At 38.6% G+C, this 18,144-nt stretch carries 19 protein-coding genes; 12 read left to right on the plus strand and 7 right to left on the minus strand.

Translation table 11 applies throughout. The features are described 5' to 3' along the window. Positions 1-133: 133 nt before the first annotated feature. The gene (locus K6I41_RS10750; RefSeq protein WP_250374271.1) at positions 134-1,441 is read left to right on the plus strand and encodes a DcaP family trimeric outer membrane transporter; all 1,308 of its coding nucleotides are present in this window, start codon (positions 134-136) and stop codon (positions 1,439-1,441) included. A 52-nt stretch (positions 1,442-1,493) separates the two neighbouring features. On the opposite strand, the gene K6I41_RS10755 is transcribed toward K6I41_RS10750, so the two are convergent. The 5 genes from K6I41_RS10755 to K6I41_RS10775 all read right to left on the minus strand — a co-directional run bounded on the left by K6I41_RS10755 (position 1,494) and on the right by K6I41_RS10775 (position 6,062). Then, positions 1,494-2,237 (minus strand): amino acid ABC transporter ATP-binding protein, encoded by a 744-nt coding sequence (locus K6I41_RS10755; RefSeq protein ID WP_004792844.1) that lies wholly within the window; start codon positions 2,235-2,237, stop codon positions 1,494-1,496. A gap of 13 nt (positions 2,238-2,250) precedes the next feature. Next, complete coding sequence (locus tag K6I41_RS10760) at positions 2,251-2,928, minus strand: amino acid ABC transporter permease (RefSeq protein ID WP_005304545.1); 678 nt, start codon at positions 2,926-2,928, stop codon at positions 2,251-2,253. A 2-nt stretch (positions 2,929-2,930) separates the two neighbouring features. Then, complete coding sequence (locus K6I41_RS10765) at positions 2,931-3,773, minus strand: amino acid ABC transporter permease (RefSeq protein WP_005304542.1); 843 nt, start codon at positions 3,771-3,773, stop codon at positions 2,931-2,933. Positions 3,774-3,865: 92 nt separating this feature from the next. Continuing rightward, positions 3,866-4,759, minus strand: coding sequence for an amino acid ABC transporter substrate-binding protein (locus K6I41_RS10770; protein WP_005304540.1), 894 nt, complete (start codon positions 4,757-4,759; stop codon positions 3,866-3,868). Between the two features lie 538 nt (positions 4,760-5,297). Next, the gene (locus K6I41_RS10775) at positions 5,298-6,062 is read right to left on the minus strand and encodes a glutathione S-transferase family protein (RefSeq protein ID WP_049836482.1); all 765 of its coding nucleotides are present in this window, start codon (positions 6,060-6,062) and stop codon (positions 5,298-5,300) included. A 344-nt stretch (positions 6,063-6,406) separates the two neighbouring features. On the opposite strand from K6I41_RS10775, the gene K6I41_RS10780 reads away from it, so the two are divergent. From K6I41_RS10780 to ychF, 8 genes are all read left to right on the plus strand, one after another. Beyond that, positions 6,407-7,642 carry an SfnB family sulfur acquisition oxidoreductase gene (locus K6I41_RS10780; RefSeq protein ID WP_250374272.1) on the plus strand — a complete coding sequence of 412 codons (1,236 nt, stop codon included), beginning with the start codon at positions 6,407-6,409 and terminating at the stop codon, positions 7,640-7,642. 12 nt (positions 7,643-7,654) lie between these two features. Further along, the gene (locus tag K6I41_RS10785) at positions 7,655-8,878 is read left to right on the plus strand and encodes an SfnB family sulfur acquisition oxidoreductase (protein ID WP_250374273.1); all 1,224 of its coding nucleotides are present in this window, start codon (positions 7,655-7,657) and stop codon (positions 8,876-8,878) included. Continuing rightward, positions 8,878-10,290, plus strand: coding sequence for an LLM class flavin-dependent oxidoreductase (locus tag K6I41_RS10790; protein WP_250374274.1), 1,413 nt, complete (start codon positions 8,878-8,880; stop codon positions 10,288-10,290). Before K6I41_RS10785 ends, K6I41_RS10790 begins: the two co-directional genes overlap by 1 nt. Before the next feature lie 14 nt (positions 10,291-10,304). Further along, positions 10,305-11,135 carry a MetQ/NlpA family ABC transporter substrate-binding protein gene (locus tag K6I41_RS10795; RefSeq protein WP_005304526.1) on the plus strand — a complete coding sequence of 277 codons (831 nt, stop codon included), beginning with the start codon at positions 10,305-10,307 and terminating at the stop codon, positions 11,133-11,135. Positions 11,136-11,148: 13 nt separating this feature from the next. Continuing rightward, positions 11,149-11,982: a MetQ/NlpA family ABC transporter substrate-binding protein gene (locus K6I41_RS10800; protein ID WP_250374275.1), complete on the plus strand. Its 834-nt coding sequence runs from the start codon at positions 11,149-11,151 to the stop codon at positions 11,980-11,982. Positions 11,983-11,987: 5 nt separating this feature from the next. After that, positions 11,988-13,064, plus strand: coding sequence for a methionine ABC transporter ATP-binding protein (locus tag K6I41_RS10805; RefSeq protein ID WP_250374276.1), 1,077 nt, complete (start codon positions 11,988-11,990; stop codon positions 13,062-13,064). Next, positions 13,045-13,704 carry a methionine ABC transporter permease gene (locus K6I41_RS10810; protein ID WP_004792864.1) on the plus strand — a complete coding sequence of 220 codons (660 nt, stop codon included), beginning with the start codon at positions 13,045-13,047 and terminating at the stop codon, positions 13,702-13,704. The genes K6I41_RS10805 and K6I41_RS10810 overlap by 20 nt, the downstream gene beginning before the upstream one ends. Before the next feature lie 93 nt (positions 13,705-13,797). Beyond that, the gene (gene ychF, locus K6I41_RS10815) at positions 13,798-14,889 is read left to right on the plus strand and encodes a redox-regulated ATPase YchF (RefSeq protein ID WP_004642544.1); all 1,092 of its coding nucleotides are present in this window, start codon (positions 13,798-13,800) and stop codon (positions 14,887-14,889) included. A 46-nt stretch (positions 14,890-14,935) separates the two neighbouring features. Here the strand turns inward: ychF and K6I41_RS10820 are convergent, their stop codons facing one another. Then, positions 14,936-15,457 carry an Mpo1 family 2-hydroxy fatty acid dioxygenase gene (locus K6I41_RS10820; protein WP_250374277.1) on the minus strand — a complete coding sequence of 174 codons (522 nt, stop codon included), beginning with the start codon at positions 15,455-15,457 and terminating at the stop codon, positions 14,936-14,938. Between the two features lie 91 nt (positions 15,458-15,548). On the opposite strand from K6I41_RS10820, the gene K6I41_RS10825 reads away from it, so the two are divergent. Further along, positions 15,549-16,256: a Crp/Fnr family transcriptional regulator gene (locus tag K6I41_RS10825; protein WP_144730715.1), complete on the plus strand. Its 708-nt coding sequence runs from the start codon at positions 15,549-15,551 to the stop codon at positions 16,254-16,256. A 171-nt stretch (positions 16,257-16,427) separates the two neighbouring features. Beyond that, the gene (locus K6I41_RS10830; RefSeq protein ID WP_004792870.1) at positions 16,428-16,754 is read left to right on the plus strand and encodes a hypothetical protein; all 327 of its coding nucleotides are present in this window, start codon (positions 16,428-16,430) and stop codon (positions 16,752-16,754) included. Between the two features lie 74 nt (positions 16,755-16,828). Here the strand turns inward: K6I41_RS10830 and K6I41_RS10835 are convergent, their stop codons facing one another. After that, positions 16,829-17,299: a hypothetical protein gene (locus K6I41_RS10835; protein ID WP_250374278.1), complete on the minus strand. Its 471-nt coding sequence runs from the start codon at positions 17,297-17,299 to the stop codon at positions 16,829-16,831. A gap of 121 nt (positions 17,300-17,420) precedes the next feature. Between K6I41_RS10835 and K6I41_RS10840 the strand changes: the two genes are divergently transcribed. After that, positions 17,421-18,143, plus strand: coding sequence for an AzlC family ABC transporter permease (locus K6I41_RS10840; RefSeq protein WP_081402146.1), 723 nt, complete (start codon positions 17,421-17,423; stop codon positions 18,141-18,143). Position 18,144 lies beyond the last annotated feature (1 nt).

Below are 18,144 nucleotides of genomic sequence, written 5' to 3' on the forward strand. Positions count from 1 at the left end.
TTACTCGCCCCATTATTTGAATATAAGCCAATGATAATCATAGAAATTTGACTATTTTTCTAAATTCTTAAAGTTGGCATTATTATTGTTATGTATTTGCAGGAAAATTTTTTATCCATGTCGGGGAGTTCCTGTGAATAAGATCAAAACACTCGTGCTAGCAATGAGTTCTTTAGGCGCAATTAGCGTGACGATGCCTGTGCATGCCGCTACAGATGCTGAAGTTAACGCCTTACGTGATGAAGTAAAGGAGTTAAAACAACTCGTCCAGAAACTATCTGATCAGCAAAAAACAGCTTTGTCGGTTAGTGCTCCTGCAACAATTCCCGTAGCACCAGCTACACCTCCTGTATCAAAACCAGGTTGGATGGCGATGGCGGATGGGCAAACCCAAGTTAAGCTTTATGGTAGTGTCCGCGCAGATGCAACCTATGACTTTAAAGGTTCAAATGGCAGCATTTCAAATGGCGCTAACTATCCATTAAATAAAGATGATCCTAAACAAGACTCACTTAATGTATCTGCCGCAACTTCAAGAATTGGTCTAGACATTACTCGACCTACTCAGTACGGAGATTTAACCGGCAAAATTGAAGCCGATTTCATGGGCGGAAATGGCGATAATGGTAATGGTACCTTCCGTGTTCGCCATGCTTATATGTCTTTAGGAAAATGGTTAGCTGGTCAAACGACCTCACCATTTGTAAATACCGATACATCACCAGAAACGGTAGATTTTAATGGTGCCATTGGTACAGGTACTACACGTACAGTACAGGTTAGGTACACTCAGCCAATTAATGCACAACAGAAAATATTAGTTGCCTTAGAAGGCGGTGATGTTGAAAAAGCTGGTAATGCTGCCGGTGGAAGCCGTTTTGCTGCTTTAACAGCACGATATGATTTCAAAACTACAGATAATAAAGGCCTATTACAGTTACATGGTCTTGCCCATGAAAACCGCGTGGCTCCCAAAGATAGTACTTCTGAAGAAAAATTTGGTTGGGGTGTCGGCGTTGGTGGTAAATATGATTTAACGCCTCAAGATAGCTTGGTTGCTAATTACTATCATGTTAAAGGAGATGGCCGCTATTTACTTTATAGCAACTCAGCTTATGCCTATGACACAACGACTCAGGATATTAATTTAGGTGAATTTGATAGTGCCGTTATTGGCTATCAACGGAAATGGAGCCCTATCCTCCGCTCTACTTTTGCAATAGGCGGTATTCAATACAAAGATGATAGCATCTATGCAAATAGCAATTTAACCAGCACTAGCTATAACAAAGAAATTTATAATGCCTTGGTCAATTTAATCTGGAATCCGGTTAAAAATATTGATTTAGGTGCAGAATATACATATGGCCAACGAGAAACTTTCGCAGGCGATAAGGGTGATTACTCTCGCGTCAATTTATTAGCAAAATATAGTTTCTAAAATTGGAAATAAAAAAAGAGCCTTTTAAAAGGCTCTTTTTTTATTAATTGTATTAGTGCATGGCTTGAATTTTTTCTAAGAAGAGCTTCGCGCGCTCGTGGCGAGCATCTAAATTATCAAAGAATTCATGCGTTGGACAGTCTTCTAAAATCTTACCTTCATCCATAAAAATTAGACGGTTAGATACTCTTTTAGCAAAACCCATTTCATGTGTAACACACATCATGGTCATGCCCTCATGTGCAAGTTGCACCATCACTTCAAGTACTTCCCCGACCATTTCTGGATCGAGTGCAGAAGTTGGTTCATCAAACAACATACAGATTGGGTCCATGGACAAGCCACGAGCAATCGCTACACGTTGCTGCTGACCACCAGACAATTGGCCCGGAAACTTATCTTTGTGCGCAAGTAAACCTACACGCTCTAAATATTTCAGACCTTTTTCACGAGCATCGGCAACTGAACGCTTTAACACTTTAACTTGAGCAATGGTTAGATTTTCCAAAACAGTCATGTGCGGAAAAAGCTCAAAGTGTTGAAAGACCATTCCTACTCGTGAACGGAATTTAGCAAGATCCGTTTTTGGATCTTTCAGAGAAACTCCATCAACAATAATATCGCCTTGTTGAAATGGCTCTAACGCATTTACTGTTTTAATGAGTGTTGATTTTCCTGAACCAGACGGTCCGCAAACAACAACGACATCACCTTTTTCAATACTCGTCGTGCAATCTGTTAAAACCTGAAAATCACCATACCATTTAGAGATATGTTGGATGTCTATCATTGGCATTTAAAATCTCCAATTAGCGAATGATGGCAATTTTTTGCTGTAAGCGTTTGACTAATTGCGACAGCACAAACGAACTACAGAAGTAAACTACAGCGACGATTAAATAGAATGTTGCTTTGGTTTCAGGACCATATGTATTAGCCAATGTATCTGCACGACCTAAAAAGTCTGGTGCACTAATCACATAAACTAATGAGATATCCTGAAATAAAATAATTGTTTGAGTTAACAATACTGGGAGCATGTTACGAAAGGCTTGAGGTAAAACCACGTAGCGCATTGATTGACCATAGGTAAAACCTAGCGCATAGCCTGCATTGACCTGCCCTCTTGAAATAGACTGAATTCCGGAACGTACAATTTCCGAGAAAAATGCAGCTTCAAAAATAGCAAAAGTCACAACACTTGAAAACAATGGTCCCCAATACGTATCAGATTGAAACTCAAATATTTTCGGTAACAAGAAGTAGAAAATAAAGATCACCTGAATCAGTGGAATACCACGAAACAGATCGACATAAAATTTTGCGAAATTACTTGCGATGGCATTGTTTGATAAACGCATCATTGCCAATGGGGTTCCGATTAGGATACCGCCCATCATCGCCAATACAGTCACGGTCAGGGTAAAAATGAAACCTTCTTTGAGTGCCGCGATCACGTCAGGGTTATGTAATAAAGAAAAATCCATAATTACTTCCCTCCTGAGCCTAAGCCAGGCACAGCCATTCTTTTCTCAATCCATGCCATGATAAATTTAATACTATAAGTAATAATTAAATAAACAGGTGTAGAGAGAATAAGAATAATGATGTCCTGAGAAGTTTCTTCCCGCATGGTTTTTGTATAAGCGAAGAAGTTCAAAACACTCAAAGCATATAAAACAGCCGAGTTCTTGAAAACGTTCATTGCTTCAGAAGTAATCGTTGGCCACACTGTACGATATGCAACAGGTAAAATGACATAACGATAGCTTTGTGCAGTAGTAAAACCCATTGCAGAAGCTGCAAACTTTTGTCCACGAGAAACAGTATTAATACCGGCACGTATGTGTTCAGATACACGCGCAGCAGTGTAGAGACCTAATGCAAAAACACCAATAACCGCAGGTTGCTGATTTAAAATATTTTTCCACCATCCACCAGCAACAACGTCCCCACTGCCTGCACTTAAGCTGTCCGGTAAAAATTCCGGAAAAACAAATGCCCAGAAGAATAGCTGTACAATAAGTGGAATATTACGGAAGATTTCAACGTAACAATTGCCAATAAATGCGAGAGGTTTGTTAGGTAATGTACGAATTACCCCTAGGAGAGAACCTAATAAAAATGCGATAAGAAAGGCTATAACAGCTGTCCAAACCATAGTAAAGACGCCTGAACCTAACATTTGTAACCATGTGGGCGCTTCAGCATGAGCATTGTAGCTTGTACTACCAATTGCTCTACAGACTGATTCTGCCCATGCGGCTTTATCGACACCATATTCATTAGACTCCGCACAGAATATAGTCCAGTTTAGCGAGCCGACTGACATGTTTGCCCCTTAAATGAATATCTTTAGGAAAATAGACCGCTTAAGCAAGTGAGTCTCACTTGCTTAAGTAAATTTAGGACAAAAAGATCTTGTTAGATCCCTGCATCTGTTGGGTGAGCTTTTAGTTTTTTATAAGATGAACTTTGTGGCATGTTCAAATTTGTATTTTTTGGTGGAATTGGCGATAAGAACCACTTCTTATATAAAGCGTCCATTTGACCAGTTTTCCATAGATTATTTACAGTACGGTCTGCAATCGCTTTAAATTTTGGATCATCTTTAGCAAGCATAATACCGTAAGGTTCAGATGAAAGTACTGGCCCTACAATTGCAAATGCCTTAGGTGTAGAAGATTTAGCAACCAAACCAGCTAAAATATTATCATCCATAACAAATGCGGCAGCACGGCCAGATGCCATCATGGCAAAAGAGTCTGCATGATCTTTACCATAAATATTTTGGACATTAATTGACTGACCCTTTTCATTCATCTTAATGTATTTATCAGATGTTGTGCCTTGAGTTGTTACAACTGCCTTGCCGTTTAAATCTGCCAAACTCTTAATGCCAGAGTTGGCTTTAACTGCCATACGTACTTCTGTTGCATAATAGTTAGTTGAGAAACCCACTTGTTCTTGGCGTTGCTTAGAGTTTGTGGTCGTACCACATTCCATATCGATATTACCTGCTAAAAGTTCAGGAATACGTGTTGATGAAGTTACTGCCTTGTATTCAACTTTTAGCCCCGGCATTTTCAATTCTTTTTTAATGTCATTTGCAAACTGGTTACAGATATCGACTGCATAACCTACTGGTTTACCTGCAACAACATATGAAATTGGGTCAGAAGATTCTCGGTGGCCAATAACGATTTTTCCGCTGCTTTTAATTTTAGCTAATGTATCTGCTGCCTGAATTTGAGAAGTAGCACCAACCGTACAAAGCATAAATGTTGAAATAATGAGAGAGGTTGCAGAACGTTTCATAAGAACTCCTTGATGATCATTCCCTCTATTTATCTATAGAATCATTCATATAGAGCAATAGAGTGATTTATTATTAAATTGCAATTATCGCGCCAACTTTTCCAAGTAGGACACATCCATTTGCTTCACTTATTTTATTCAGTCTGTTTTGCAGAGTTAATACCTTTAAAACTGCTAACATGTTTCTACTTTAATCTATGTTTTAATCTTCTGTCTATTATTAAGCTCATCTATTTACACTTAAATGTGGCAATTATTGATTACAATGTAAACACATGCACAATAAAGTGGCTTAACTTCAGCTAAAAACTGTTTTTAGAAAAATTGGATTTTGCAAAAAATTATAAAAATTAAAATTATTAAGTATTTAGAAGAAGTTTGAATAATGAGCTAAATAAAGAAGTTGCAGGAGTAAAATAATATATGCAAATGATTTAATAAAAATCATTTAGAAAATTGATAGTAATATTTAAGTTAATGACTAAACTTAGAAATATTACAAAAAAGCCCTGAGAAAAATCAGGGCTTTTTATAAAGTTTAAATTCCTCGCCAATCTACGCGTGCGTTTCTTTCAGTTTGATATATTCTTAAAACATATTGGCCTAGAGGTAAATCAAGCAAATATTTTTGATAGTTGCTCCATTCCTCAGAAACCTCTTCTGCTTCTTCACGCTCCCATGGCGTACCCTTCACCTCTAACAATGGTGCAAGCATCGAACACACAGAAATATCAGCAAGGCTTAAGCGATCACCCACCATGTAGCGTGCTTGATTTTCTATGAGATAACGGTTTAATTCATTTATGAGTTCGTCCATCTGCTCTTTGGACTGACCCACCAACTCCTCTTCAAGTTTATAGTTCTTCTTTACGAGTGTTTTGAGAAAAGGTTTCGATATTTTTTCAAACTGACGTAAATAGCCTTGTTCACCCATCATAATTTCTAAAGCATGGTCTCCTTGTGCCAACGTATGAGCTAGAGCCCAACGGCGCACATGTATACCCAGCTCATCAGCTAAACTATCAATTTTAAGAGTTTGTTGTCTAAGTTGCTCATCACGACGCAAAAGCGCATGTTCTGGGTAAGTATCATCCAGATAAAGTGCAATCTTGGTTGATTCAGCAATCCATTGATGGTCATCTTTCAAAATTGGCAATAAATTTTGGCCTGTTTTGAGTTGTGCAAAAGCACGATGAAACCCTGGAATTAAGTTATGAGCCACATAATCAAGTTCTTTATGGTCTAACAACCAGCGAGCTTTTTCACAATAATGGGACAAAGGAAACTGATACAAAACCCGCATAAAATCTCCACGTTTATTTTTATTTGACTATTTGTACAAAAATGGTCGATGGTAAGTAGATACTTTAGAAGCTATTTTTATTTAAAACAATGGATATTGTGCTCATTTTTTGCTGACAGTTAGGTCTATTTTTTTATATCTTTTTTTACCGTACTTATTGCTCTTTTTCATATTAAAACTAATTTTATTATCAATTTTTCACATAAAAACGATAATTTATTGATTTATAAATACTTTTAATATCTCTATTTCTCCATTAAAAATCAAAAAAAATGCTTTGCACTTTATTTCATAAGCTGAGCATAAGTCCTCGTTTAGTGGAAAAATATTTCTTTTGTAAGGTAATGACAGCAATACAAGGTGTCATTATGTCTAATTCTCTATCTAAAACGACGGCATACGTCCAAATCATTCAAAATGATCAACAAGCTATTAATGCTGCTTATCAAGTGGCTGATTATGCTTTAGAGGGTCGTAATACACGTGATCAACAACGCTTACTACCGCATGAGCAAATCGAAAGCTTTAGCCAAAAAGGCTTAGGCGGAATTCGAATTTCGAAAAAATATGGCGGAGCTTTTGTTTCCAATAAAACTTTAGCTCAAGTTTTCCGTATTTTAAGTAAAGGTGATGCGAACGTTGGTCAGATTCCACAAAATCAGATTAGCCTTTTAAACCTGATCGAAATTATGGGCACAGAACAACAAAAACAATTTATCTTTTCAGAAATATTGGCAGGCAAACGTCTTGCTAACGGTGGACCAGAACGTAATACACATGACTCAAAAACTTTAAAAACTACACTTACCATTGAAAACGGCAAATATATTTTAAACGGCGAAAAGTTTTATTCCACAGGTACAAGTTTTGCGCATTGGCTCGCAATTAAAGCGGTTCATCCTGAAGGTCATGTAGTTTTAGTCATTGTGAATCGAGAAGCTCAAGGTATTGAAGTCATTAATGACTGGAATGGATTTGGTCAGCGTACTACAGCGAGTGGTACAGTTAAATTAAATCACGTTGAAGTTAATCCAGAACTCATTTTTGATGAACGCCTATTAACTAAAGCCCCTACTTATCGTGGTGCTTATTCTCAGTTATTACAAGTTGCCATTGATGTGGGGATTGCAGAAGCCGCTTTTGACGATACTTTATCGACTATTCATAAAGCACGTCCAATTATTGATGCAAATGTTGAAAAAGCCAGCTTTGAACATTACACCCTGCAAGAAGTAGGTAAGTTAAATATTTTGCTCGATGCTGCAATTTTACTGCTTGATGACGCTGCTGAATATTTAGATGAACTCGACCAACTTCAAACTGTGACTGATGAACAAGTAGCTAAAGCTTCAATTTTGGTCGCAGAAGCGAAAGTCTATGCCAATGATGCGGCTCTACAAATCTCTGAAAAATTGCTGGAACTAGGCGGTAGCCGTTCAAGCTTAAGCCAACACAATTTAGATCAACATTGGCGAAATGCCCGTGTACATACCTTACACGACCCTGTTCGTTGGAAATTACATGCCATTGGCAATTATTACCTTAATGGTCATTTCCCTGCCCGCCATGCCTGGATTTAAGGAGAAATTGTCATGACTTCATATCAATCGGTTCAAACGAAACAAACCTCGGCATCTGGCCAAGCACATATTATTCAAAATGATGCAGAAGCTTTAGAAATTGCAAAACAGTTTGCTGAGCAATTTAAAAAAACCGCAGTTGAGCGAGACTCTAAACGAATTTTACCGTATACCGAAATCGATGCCTTGAGCCAATCTGGTCTTTGGGCAATTACAGTGCCAAAGCAATATGGTGGTGCCGAAGTTTCAAGTCATACAGTTGCTAAAGTGATTGCACTTTTAAGTGGTGCAGATGGTTCAATCGGACAAATTCCACAAAACCATTTTTACGCTTTAGAAGTCTTGCGCAATACAGGTACAGAAGCTCAAAAACAACGTTTATATAGCGAAGTTTTAAATGGCACTCGCTTTGGTAATGCACTTGCTGAGTTTAAAACTAAAACTTCAACCCATAAACAAACCAACATTCGTCCTCACGAAAATGGGTATTTGATTCAGGGTGAAAAGTTTTACTGCACAGGAAGTTTATTTGCTCATCGTATTCCAACCTTAGTTTTAGATGATGCAGGCCGAGAGTATTTAGCCTTTGTAAAAAGTGGTTCGCAAGGATTGAAACTTGTTGATGACTGGTCTGGCTTTGGTCAGAAAACCACAGGCAGCGGCACAGTTAAATTTGATCAGGTTTTTGTCGATGCAGATGATGTTATTCCTTTTGATACTGCATTTTTACAACCAACCTTAGTGGGCCCTTTTGCTCAAATTATGCATGCATCAATTGAGGTAGGCATTGCACGTGGAGCCTTTGAAGAAAGCTTGCAAAGAGTGCATCAAGCCCGCCCATGGATTGATTCAAATGTAGAAACGGCAAATCAAGATCCTTTAACGATTTATGAATTAGGACGCATTGCCGTAGATGTACGGGCAAGTGAAGTGTTATTAAAACAAGCTGCTCAATCAATTGATGCCGCAAAAATTGAAACCACACCTGAAAGCATTGCAAAAGCTTCAATTGATGTTGCCAAAGTACGTGCTCATAGTAGCGATACCGCACTAAAAGCATCGTCTAAGCTGATTGAACTTGCTGGTAGTCGTGGTAGTCAATCACAAGATGGTCTAGACCGCTTCTGGCGCAATGCACGTGTGCATACGTTGCATGATGCTGCACGATGGAAATATTACTTTATTGGGAACTATGTACTTAACGGTGTTCTACCACCTCGTCGGGGGACATTGTAATGGCAGATTTTACAGCGAAAGAAATTTTACTCAATGCTTTTGATATGAACTGTGTTGGTCATATCAATCATGGCTTATGGACACATCCACGTGATGAATCACACCGCTTTAATGAACTGAGCTATTGGACAGAACAAGCCAAAACTCTAGAAAGTGGTTTATTTGATGGTTTGTTTATTGCGGACATTACAGGTGTCTATGACGTCTATCAAAATGGTATTGATCTGACTTTAAAAGAGTCAATTCAGCTTCCGAGCCATGACCCATCTACACTCATTTCTGCTATGGCGGCAGTCACTCAAAACTTAAGTTTTGGGGTCACTGTGAACTTAAGCTATGAGCATCCATATCAATTTGCCCGCCGCTTTGCGAGCCTCGACCATTTAACTCAAGGTCGTATTGGCTGGAATATCGTTACGGGTTATCTAGATAGTGCGGAACGCTTAATTGGTCAAAAAGGTTTAAAAGACCACGATGCTCGCTATGAACAAGCCGAAGAATTTTTAGAACTTTGCTACAAGTATTGGGAAGGTTCATGGGAAAACGACGCCGTTAAAAAAGATAAAGTACAGCGTGTTTTTACAGATCCATCTAAAGTTCACACCATTCACCATCAGGGAAAATATTACCAAAGTGAAGGTGTGTTTCAGGTGTCTCCTTCTGTGCAACGCACCCCAACACTGTTTCAAGCAGGTGCTTCACCAAAAGGCATGCAGTTTGCGACTCGCCATGCTGAATGTGTATTTATTGGAGGCGACAAACCCGAAAAAATACGCGAACAAGTGAAAAAGATTCGTGCTCTTGCAGAACAGCAAGGCCGTTCAGCGGATGACATTAAAGTCTTTGTTGGCATAACCGTTGTTGTTGCCGAAACACATGATCTCGCTGTACAGAAACTTAATGAATATCGTCAGTATGCAAGTCCTGAAGCAGGCCTCGCGCATTATGCAAGTTCAACTGGTATCGACTTAAGTAAATTTGCCGACGATGAAGCGATTCCTTACCAAAAAAGTAACAGTATTGTTTCGATTACCGAAAAGTTTAAAGAGCAACAAATCACAAAAAATGACTTAAAAGCTCAGCATGTTCTAGGTGGTCGTTATCCTCTCATCGTGGGTAGTGGCGAAGAAGTTGCTGAATACTTAATTCATCTTTTAGATGAGACAGATATTGATGGCTTTAATTTGACACGTACTGTTGCACCTGAATCTCACCATGACTTTATTCGCTTGGTCATTCCTGAGCTACAACAACGTGGTCGCTATAAAACTACATATAAAACGGGTTCACTGCGGAACAAAATCTTTAATCGGGGTGATCAATTACCAAAACAACACCCTGTTCAAGCGTTTCGATGTAGTCCCTATAACAACAGCAAAAACCTAACAACAATTGAAGAAATAACCGCTTAAATTTGGAGATAGACATGGCTCAAACAGCCTCAAAAAAATGGCTAGGCGTAGGCTTAGTCGTTGTAGTCCTTTTTGTTGCTTTATTCTTTTGGAATAAACACCGTCAAAGTGGCTCAAATGAACTTGTGATTGGTATTAGTCCACCATTTGCAAAAACTTTACAAGCTGCTGCCGATGAAGCAAAGCAACAAGGTTTAAATGTGAAACTGGTTGAGTTTTCTGACTGGAACACACCAAATATTACCTTAAATCATGGGGATATTGATGCGAACTTTTTCCAGCATCAACCTTTCTTAGACAATGCAATTAAAGAAACTGGCTTTAAATTAAAAGCATTTGCAGTAGGTGCAGCATCACATGTGGGACTTTATTCAAAGAAATATAAAAGCCTTGATGAATTGCCACAAAACGCACGTGTAGTCATTCCAAATGATCCAGTGAACCAAGGTCGTGCCCTACTACTTTTACAGCAAGCTAAATTAATTACGCTTAAAGATTCAAACAATCATTTATCTGCACTTAAAGATGTTGTTTCAAACCCTAAAAACTTGCAATTCATTGAAGTTGAAGGACCACAAACTGCTCGTGCAATTGATGATGTTGACTTGGCTTTTGGCTACCCACACTACTTGCGCTTAGCAAAAACAGCTGATCCAGATAGTGCTCTTTTACTTGATGACAATACCAATAAACGTTATGCAATTTTGTTTGTAGTACGTGACGACTATCAGGATAAAGGCGACAAATTGAAAAAATTTGTTGAGATCTATCAAAACTCGCCAAAAGTTAAAGCTGTGTTAGATGCTGAGATTGGGCCAAAACTTTGGTTCCCTGGCTGGAAGTAATAACGGAAAGATTATGGCGATTCAGTTCAAACAGCATAAGCCTTGGTTACTCGGAATTACGATTGTTATCGTAGTTCTGTGCCTTGTCGGTTACCGTTATATTAAAAATAAACAAGCCGATGATGTTTTAACGATTGGCATTAGCCCACCGTATGCTGAGTTATTACAAAGCGTTGCCAATGAAGTAGAAAAGCAAGGTGTTCATGTCAAACTCGTTGAATTTTCTGACTGGCGAGCACCAAATGTTGCCGTACAAAACGGTGATATTGATGCAAACTTTTTCCAGCAAAGCGTATTTCTACGTAATGCTGTTAAAGAAACGGGCTATGACTTACATGCATTTGCCGTGGGCTCAGGAAGTCATGTAGGTTTATATTCAAAAAAATATAAATCACTTAAAGACTTACCTTCAAATGCACGTGTTGCTATTCCAAACGATCCCGTCAATTTAGCTCGCGCTTTAATTTTATTGCACCGTGCAGGTTTAATTCAGCTTAAAGACATTAACAATGAACTTTCAACCACTCAAGACATTATTGCTAATCCTAAACAGCTAAGCTTTGTTGAGGTTGAAGGCCCTCAAACCGCACATGCATATAACGATGTCGATTTAATTTTCGGCTTCCCTCACTACTTAAAAATGGCAAAGGTAACCGACCCACATAGCGCATTATTTTTAGATCCAATCGATAAAAAATATGCAATTTTGTTTGTGACCCGTCGCGATTACCAAGATAAAAACCAAAAACTTGCAACCTTTGTTAAAGCATTCCAGAACTCAAAACAAGCACAAGATATTCTGGATAAAGACTTTGGCCAAGGTATGTGGTTTCAAGGCTGGAAATAAGGAGAATGACAATGGTGAGTTTTGGATCACAAGTTGATTTTTCTCTACCCCATATCAAAATTCGTGGTTTAAATAAGTTTTACCAATCGCAGGGTCAAAAGCTGCATGCTTTAAAAGAGATTAACCTTGATATTCCTCAAGGTAAGATTTTAGGCATTATTGGTAAAAGTGGTGCGGGAAAATCTTCCCTACTCCGCACTTTAAATGGCTTAGAACAAGTGAATACAGGCAGTATTCATATTCATCAACAAAACATTGCTGAATTGAGTCATGTCGAGCTTATTCAAACTCGCCAACGTATTGGAATGATTTTCCAACATTTCAATTTGATGTCTGCAAAAACGGTCTGGGAAAATGTGGCATTGCCCTTAAAAGTTTCCAATTACAACAAAGCAGATATCGATCAACGTGTAAATGAAGTTCTAGCACTCGTAGGCCTTGCGGATAAGTCTGGTCATTATCCATCACAACTTTCAGGCGGACAAAAGCAACGTGTCGGTATTGCACGTGCACTTGTTCACCACCCTGAAATTTTACTGTGTGATGAAGCAACCTCTGCACTTGACCCAGAAAGTACCGCTACTATTTTGGCTTTACTTAAAAAGATTAATCAGGAACTCGGTCTAACGATTGTACTCATCACTCACGAAATGCAGGTCATTCGAGAAATTTGTGATCAAGTCGTGGTGATTGACCAAGGTGAAATTGTCGAGGCTGGACAAGTTTGGTCCGTATTTTCACGACCAGAGCAACAAATTACTCAAGAATTGTTAAACCTTGAGCAGATCACTCTGCCTTTTGAAATCAGTCCACTCCCCGATGAAGATTCGACTCATATTATTGTAAAACTGAAATATGAGGCTGAAGCGCATCAAGTACCCGATATACAAGAGCTACTTGCTAGATTTAAAGCACCCGTCAATTTATATCAAAGCCAGGTCGATACCATTCAAGGGCACATTATTGGTTCTCTTTTAGTCGGTATTCCTAACGTAGAAATTGATCTTTCATCTATACGACAAGATGCATCAACTGCAATTGCACAATTTGAGGTACTTGGCTATGCACGACCAGCTCATTGATTTATTAATTACTGGAACTGTAGACACCTTACTCATGGTAGGTGCATCTGCGTTTATTGCTTTTTTAATTGGCTTACCGATTGCTGTTGTTTTAGTCAGCACTTCTGAGCATGGCATTCATCCGTCACAAAAGATTAATCAGGCTTTGGGTTGGGTTATCAACATTACTCGTTCTGTGCCCTTTCTAATTTTAATGGTCGCTCTGATTCCACTTACTCGCTGGATTGTGGGTACAAGTTATGGCGTTTGGGCAGCCGTTGTTCCATTGACGATTGCGGCGATTCCCTTCTTTGCCCGTATTGCAGAAGTCAGCTTACGTGAAGTCGATCAAGGCTTAATTGAAGCTGCACAAGCCATGGGTTGTAACCGTAAACAAATTATTTGGCATGTACTTTTACCCGAGGCTTTACCGGGTATTGTGGCAGGCTTTACCGTGACTATTGTGACTATGATTAACTCCTCTGCGATTGCTGGTGCTATTGGTGCAGGTGGCCTAGGAGACATCGCATATCGTTATGGTTATCAACGTTTTGATATGCAAATTATGTTGGCTGTAATTTTTGTGCTCATTGTTTTAGTCATGTTAGTACAAGCAACTGGCGATGCATTAGCCCAGCAACTTGATAAACGTAAAGTTTAAAAGCAATACAACCCTGCTCTAGCCATGACTTTGTCATGGCTTTCATGTAAAATCAGCGACAATTTTTAATTTACACATTTGTGAGTGGTTTTCATGGGTTTTAATTGCGGTATTGTTGGTCTGCCAAACGTAGGGAAATCTACCCTTTTCAATGCATTAACGAAAGCAGCGATTGCAGCGGAAAACTTCCCTTTCTGTACCATTGAACCAAACACAGGTATTGTTCCTGTACCAGATCCGCGTTTAGACAAACTTGCTGCGATTGTTAAACCACAGCGTATTTTGCCAACTACAATGGAATTTGTGGACATTGCAGGTCTTGTTGCTGGTGCATCAAAAGGTGAAGGCTTAGGTAACCAATTCCTTGCTAACATCCGTGAAACTGATGCAATCGCTCATGTTGTACGTTGTTTCGAAGACGAAAACGTAATTCACGTAAATGGTAAAATTGATCCATTAGACGACATCGCAACTATTAATACTGAACTTGCGCTTGCCGATCTTGAAACTGTTGCTAAAGCAATTTTACGTTTAACTAAAGTTGCTAAAGGCGGTGACAAAGAAGCTGTAGCAACTAAAGCAGTTTTAGAAAAAATCCAACCTTTACTTGACGAAGGTAAACCAGCTCGCGCGGCTGATTTGTCTGATGACGAACGTAAATTAGTTCGTGGTTTTGGTTTAATGACTTTAAAACCAACTATGTATATTGCAAACGTTGCTGAAGATGGTTTTGAAAATAACCCGCATTTAGATGCAGTAAAAAAACTAGCTGCGGAAGAAAACGCAATTGTTGTTCCTCTTTGCAACCAGATCGAAGCTGAAATTTCATTATTAGAAGATGAAGATCGTGCTGAGTTTTTAGAAGCAATGGGCATGGAAGAACCAGGCTTAAATGTGGTTATTCGTGCAGGTTATGCACTTTTAGGTTTACAGACTTATTTCACTGCTGGTGTACAAGAAGTCCGTGCATGGACTGTAAAAGTTGGCGCAACCGCTCCTCAAGCAGCTGGTGTGATTCATACTGACTTCGAAAAAGGCTTTATCCGTGCTGAAGTTGTTGCATATGACGACTTCGTACAATACAACGGTGAAAACGGCGCTAAAGAAGCTGGTAAATGGCGTTTAGAAGGTAAAACTTACGTTGTTCAAGACGGCGATGTAATGCACTTCCGTTTTAACGTATAAGTTAAAACTCAAAAAAAGCCCCATCATATTGGGGCTTTTTTTATGTTTAATGACTTAAATCCATCGCCTCTCGTTTACTGCGCGCCTCTTGTAAAATACGCGCATGCAAAGGCTTTCTAAAACCTAGCATAAATATAAATTCTGCCAATACAAATAAAGGCCCTATCGCAAGTCCTATTACATCATCAACAAAAGCTGGTTTTTTCTTTTCGAAATAATGCCCAACAAACTGAAAGACCCAACCCACCACAAAGAATCCAATACTTGCTGCTAACCATTGCCCCAAAGATAACTGGGCAATTTGGCTCGCCAGTGGATACACAGCGACTAAAAGAATCAGCATGAGTAAACCAAAAACTTTATCTAAAATGAAATAATAGATCGTACTAACTGCAATCAACACTATAGCTAAAGTCAGTTTAAAACTGCCAATATCGACTCCAGCTCTCGCAGTTAAACATAAAATTGAAAACACAATGAGCGGAATACCGATAAAATGCGTCAAAATATTTTTATGATTTAAGTGGTAAGCCGCATATTTGCTAAGCTGTTGCTCCAAATTTGACATGAGTTGTTCCCTATTCATCTATCTATAGTCATACTGTACAAATAAGGAAAATTTAAAGTTGTCAGCTATTTGACAAAGTAATGATTTTTTCATGGATGGGCTGATATTGGATCTTATTTATATTAATCGACTAAGAGAAAATACCTGGTTTAGTTTGCTTCCAGAAGCATTCCAAAACTTTATTCTAGAGCATGGTAAGCAAAGAACCTTTGAAAAAAATAATTATGTGTTCCGTGCCCAAGATGTGTTTGATGGCATTTATACTGTGCTTGAAGGCTCAATTAGCTTAGGTTATGTCGATGTAAATGGTAATGAAGCTCTTTCCGCAATTGCTGAGCCAATTATGTGGTTTGGTGAAATATCGCTGATTGACCATGAACCGCGCTCACACGATGCAATTGCTTTGAAAAAAAGTACCGTTCTGCATATTCCTGCAAAACCATTAAATGAATTACTCAAAGACAATCCATATTACTGGTATTACTTTGCTCGTTTAACCAGCCAAAAACTCAGGTACGTTTTCTTAGAACAGATTGCTATCCAAACACGCAGTATTTCTCAAAGGCTTGCTCAACGTCTTCTATTCATTTTAGAAGGATATGGGAATCATATTCTTATTCAAGATCATCACATCCATATTTCTCAAGAACAATTGGCAAATATGCTGACCACATCTAGACAGACGATCAACCATGAGCTGAGCCTGCTCGAAAAACAGAAAATCATCAAAATTGCTTTTAGAAAAATTGAGATTCTAGATATTGAGAAATTGAAAGTAGTTGCTCAAGCCCATTCCTAATCTTTGCACAACCAGCTATATGACAAAAACTTAAAACCAAATTAAAAAAATAGATAACGCTGCAAAACAACACATTGTTCAAACTCTATTTCACAAAATAAATGTTTTAAAGCAGATATTTTCATTTTACACTCAAGCTGAGCAATAATACTCAACAAGGCGCTGATTAACATGAAAAAATTATCAACAATTCTTACAGCTGGCGTATTGGCTATGTTAAGTGTTTCGGCATTTGCATGTCCAAAAGGAACTCAATTACAAGGTGGTACAGGGCCGAATCATAAAGGCGGAAAATGTGTTGCTGCACACGGCAAAGCAACTGCTAAAAAAGAAGCAGTAAAAGCAAAACAAGATGTTAAAAAAGATATGACTGAACAAAAGCATGAAGCAATGATGAAATCTACGCATGCTCAACATGAATCACAGCAAATGACTCATCAAATGAAACAAGATGCAGTGAAAACAGCAAACACAGCTAAAGCTGCGACAAAGCCGTAATTAACATTCACTCATTATCGTTTTAAAAGCAAAAAAGCGAGATTGATCATCTCGCTTTTTATATTTATAAGTTTTTATTTTGGAGATGTATTTCCAAGATTTGGCGTATTGATCGCATCCTTACATTGCGCTTTATCTCGCTCATAATCTGCTTGTTTCTTAGCAACTGAATCATTATTTTCAAGTGTTTCACGTGCCCATACATCTAGACTCGTTAAAGCTTTACGACAAAGTGCATATTTCCCTTCTGTCACCGAATCAGTCATTTTCACATTAATGCGCCAGTCCGTACTCAATTGACGTAAAGGTTTACGAACTTTGTCATCGATTTGGCTCAACTGCTTTTCATAAACCAAATGCTCAACCGTATTAATCAATGTCCATGCTTTTTGAGCATAAACAGTTGCGTCATTGGTTAGTTTAGGTGCAGGCTTAATTTCTACTTTTTTTTCTGCCTTATGATTACCATTGTCACAGCCCTGCAATGTAAAAATACCTGCACTCAACATGGCGATATAAACTAAACGAATCTTTGCGTTGAACATAGCAAACTGCCGATTAAACATTTCGGCACTATGCTATTAAATTCGGCTACAATACTCAATCTTTCAAGTATTTTTATCATTTGGTTTATTGCCAAGGTGTATTGTGTCCGAACAACAATTGATGCCTGCCCAAACGGCAACTTTTTGGCAAGGCGCCAAAGATAGCCAAGCTATCGTACTCACCTATTTACCTGTTTCTTTTGCCTTTGGCGTTTCTGCATCTCAGTTTGGCTTTACACCATGGGAAGCTTTTTTTCTATCTTGTTCAATGTATGCCGGAGCCAGCCAGTTCTTAGTTGTCGCACTTTTAGCAAGTGGTTCTTCTATCTGGTTAACTGCATTAACAGTCATTGCACTTGATATTCGCCATGTACTTTATGGACCAGCTTTATATAACCTGATTCCAAACAAATTAAATCTTAAGAAAACGGCGGTGTGGGCTTGGGGCTTAACCGATGAAGTTTTTGCAAGTGGAATGATTCAACTGTCTCAACGTCGTCAGCAATGGTCTGAGTCTTGGATGTTAGGCTTGAGTCTATTTAGTTGGATGGCTTGGGCAACTGGCTCATTGTTAGGCGGATTATTTGCAGATCAGGTCTCTCATCTTCCCAAGTTTTTACAAGCAGCTTTAGACTTCTTACTACCGGCTTTATTCTTAAGTTTTTTATTAGCAGCATTTGAGCGAAAACATAGCCTTGTAGTTGCTGTATCTTTGGTTGTTTCAGCGTTGTCCTGTTATTGGATTAACCTCTCTGCGGCTATTTTTATTGGTATTCTTTCAGGTATTTTAGCCGGCTTGTTTAAACATTATGTGCTGAAACAACAAGAAGAGGTCGAAGTTTAAA

This window comes from Acinetobacter sp. AS23 (assembly GCF_023612055.1).
Lineage (GTDB): Bacteria > Pseudomonadota > Gammaproteobacteria > Pseudomonadales > Moraxellaceae > Acinetobacter > Acinetobacter oleivorans.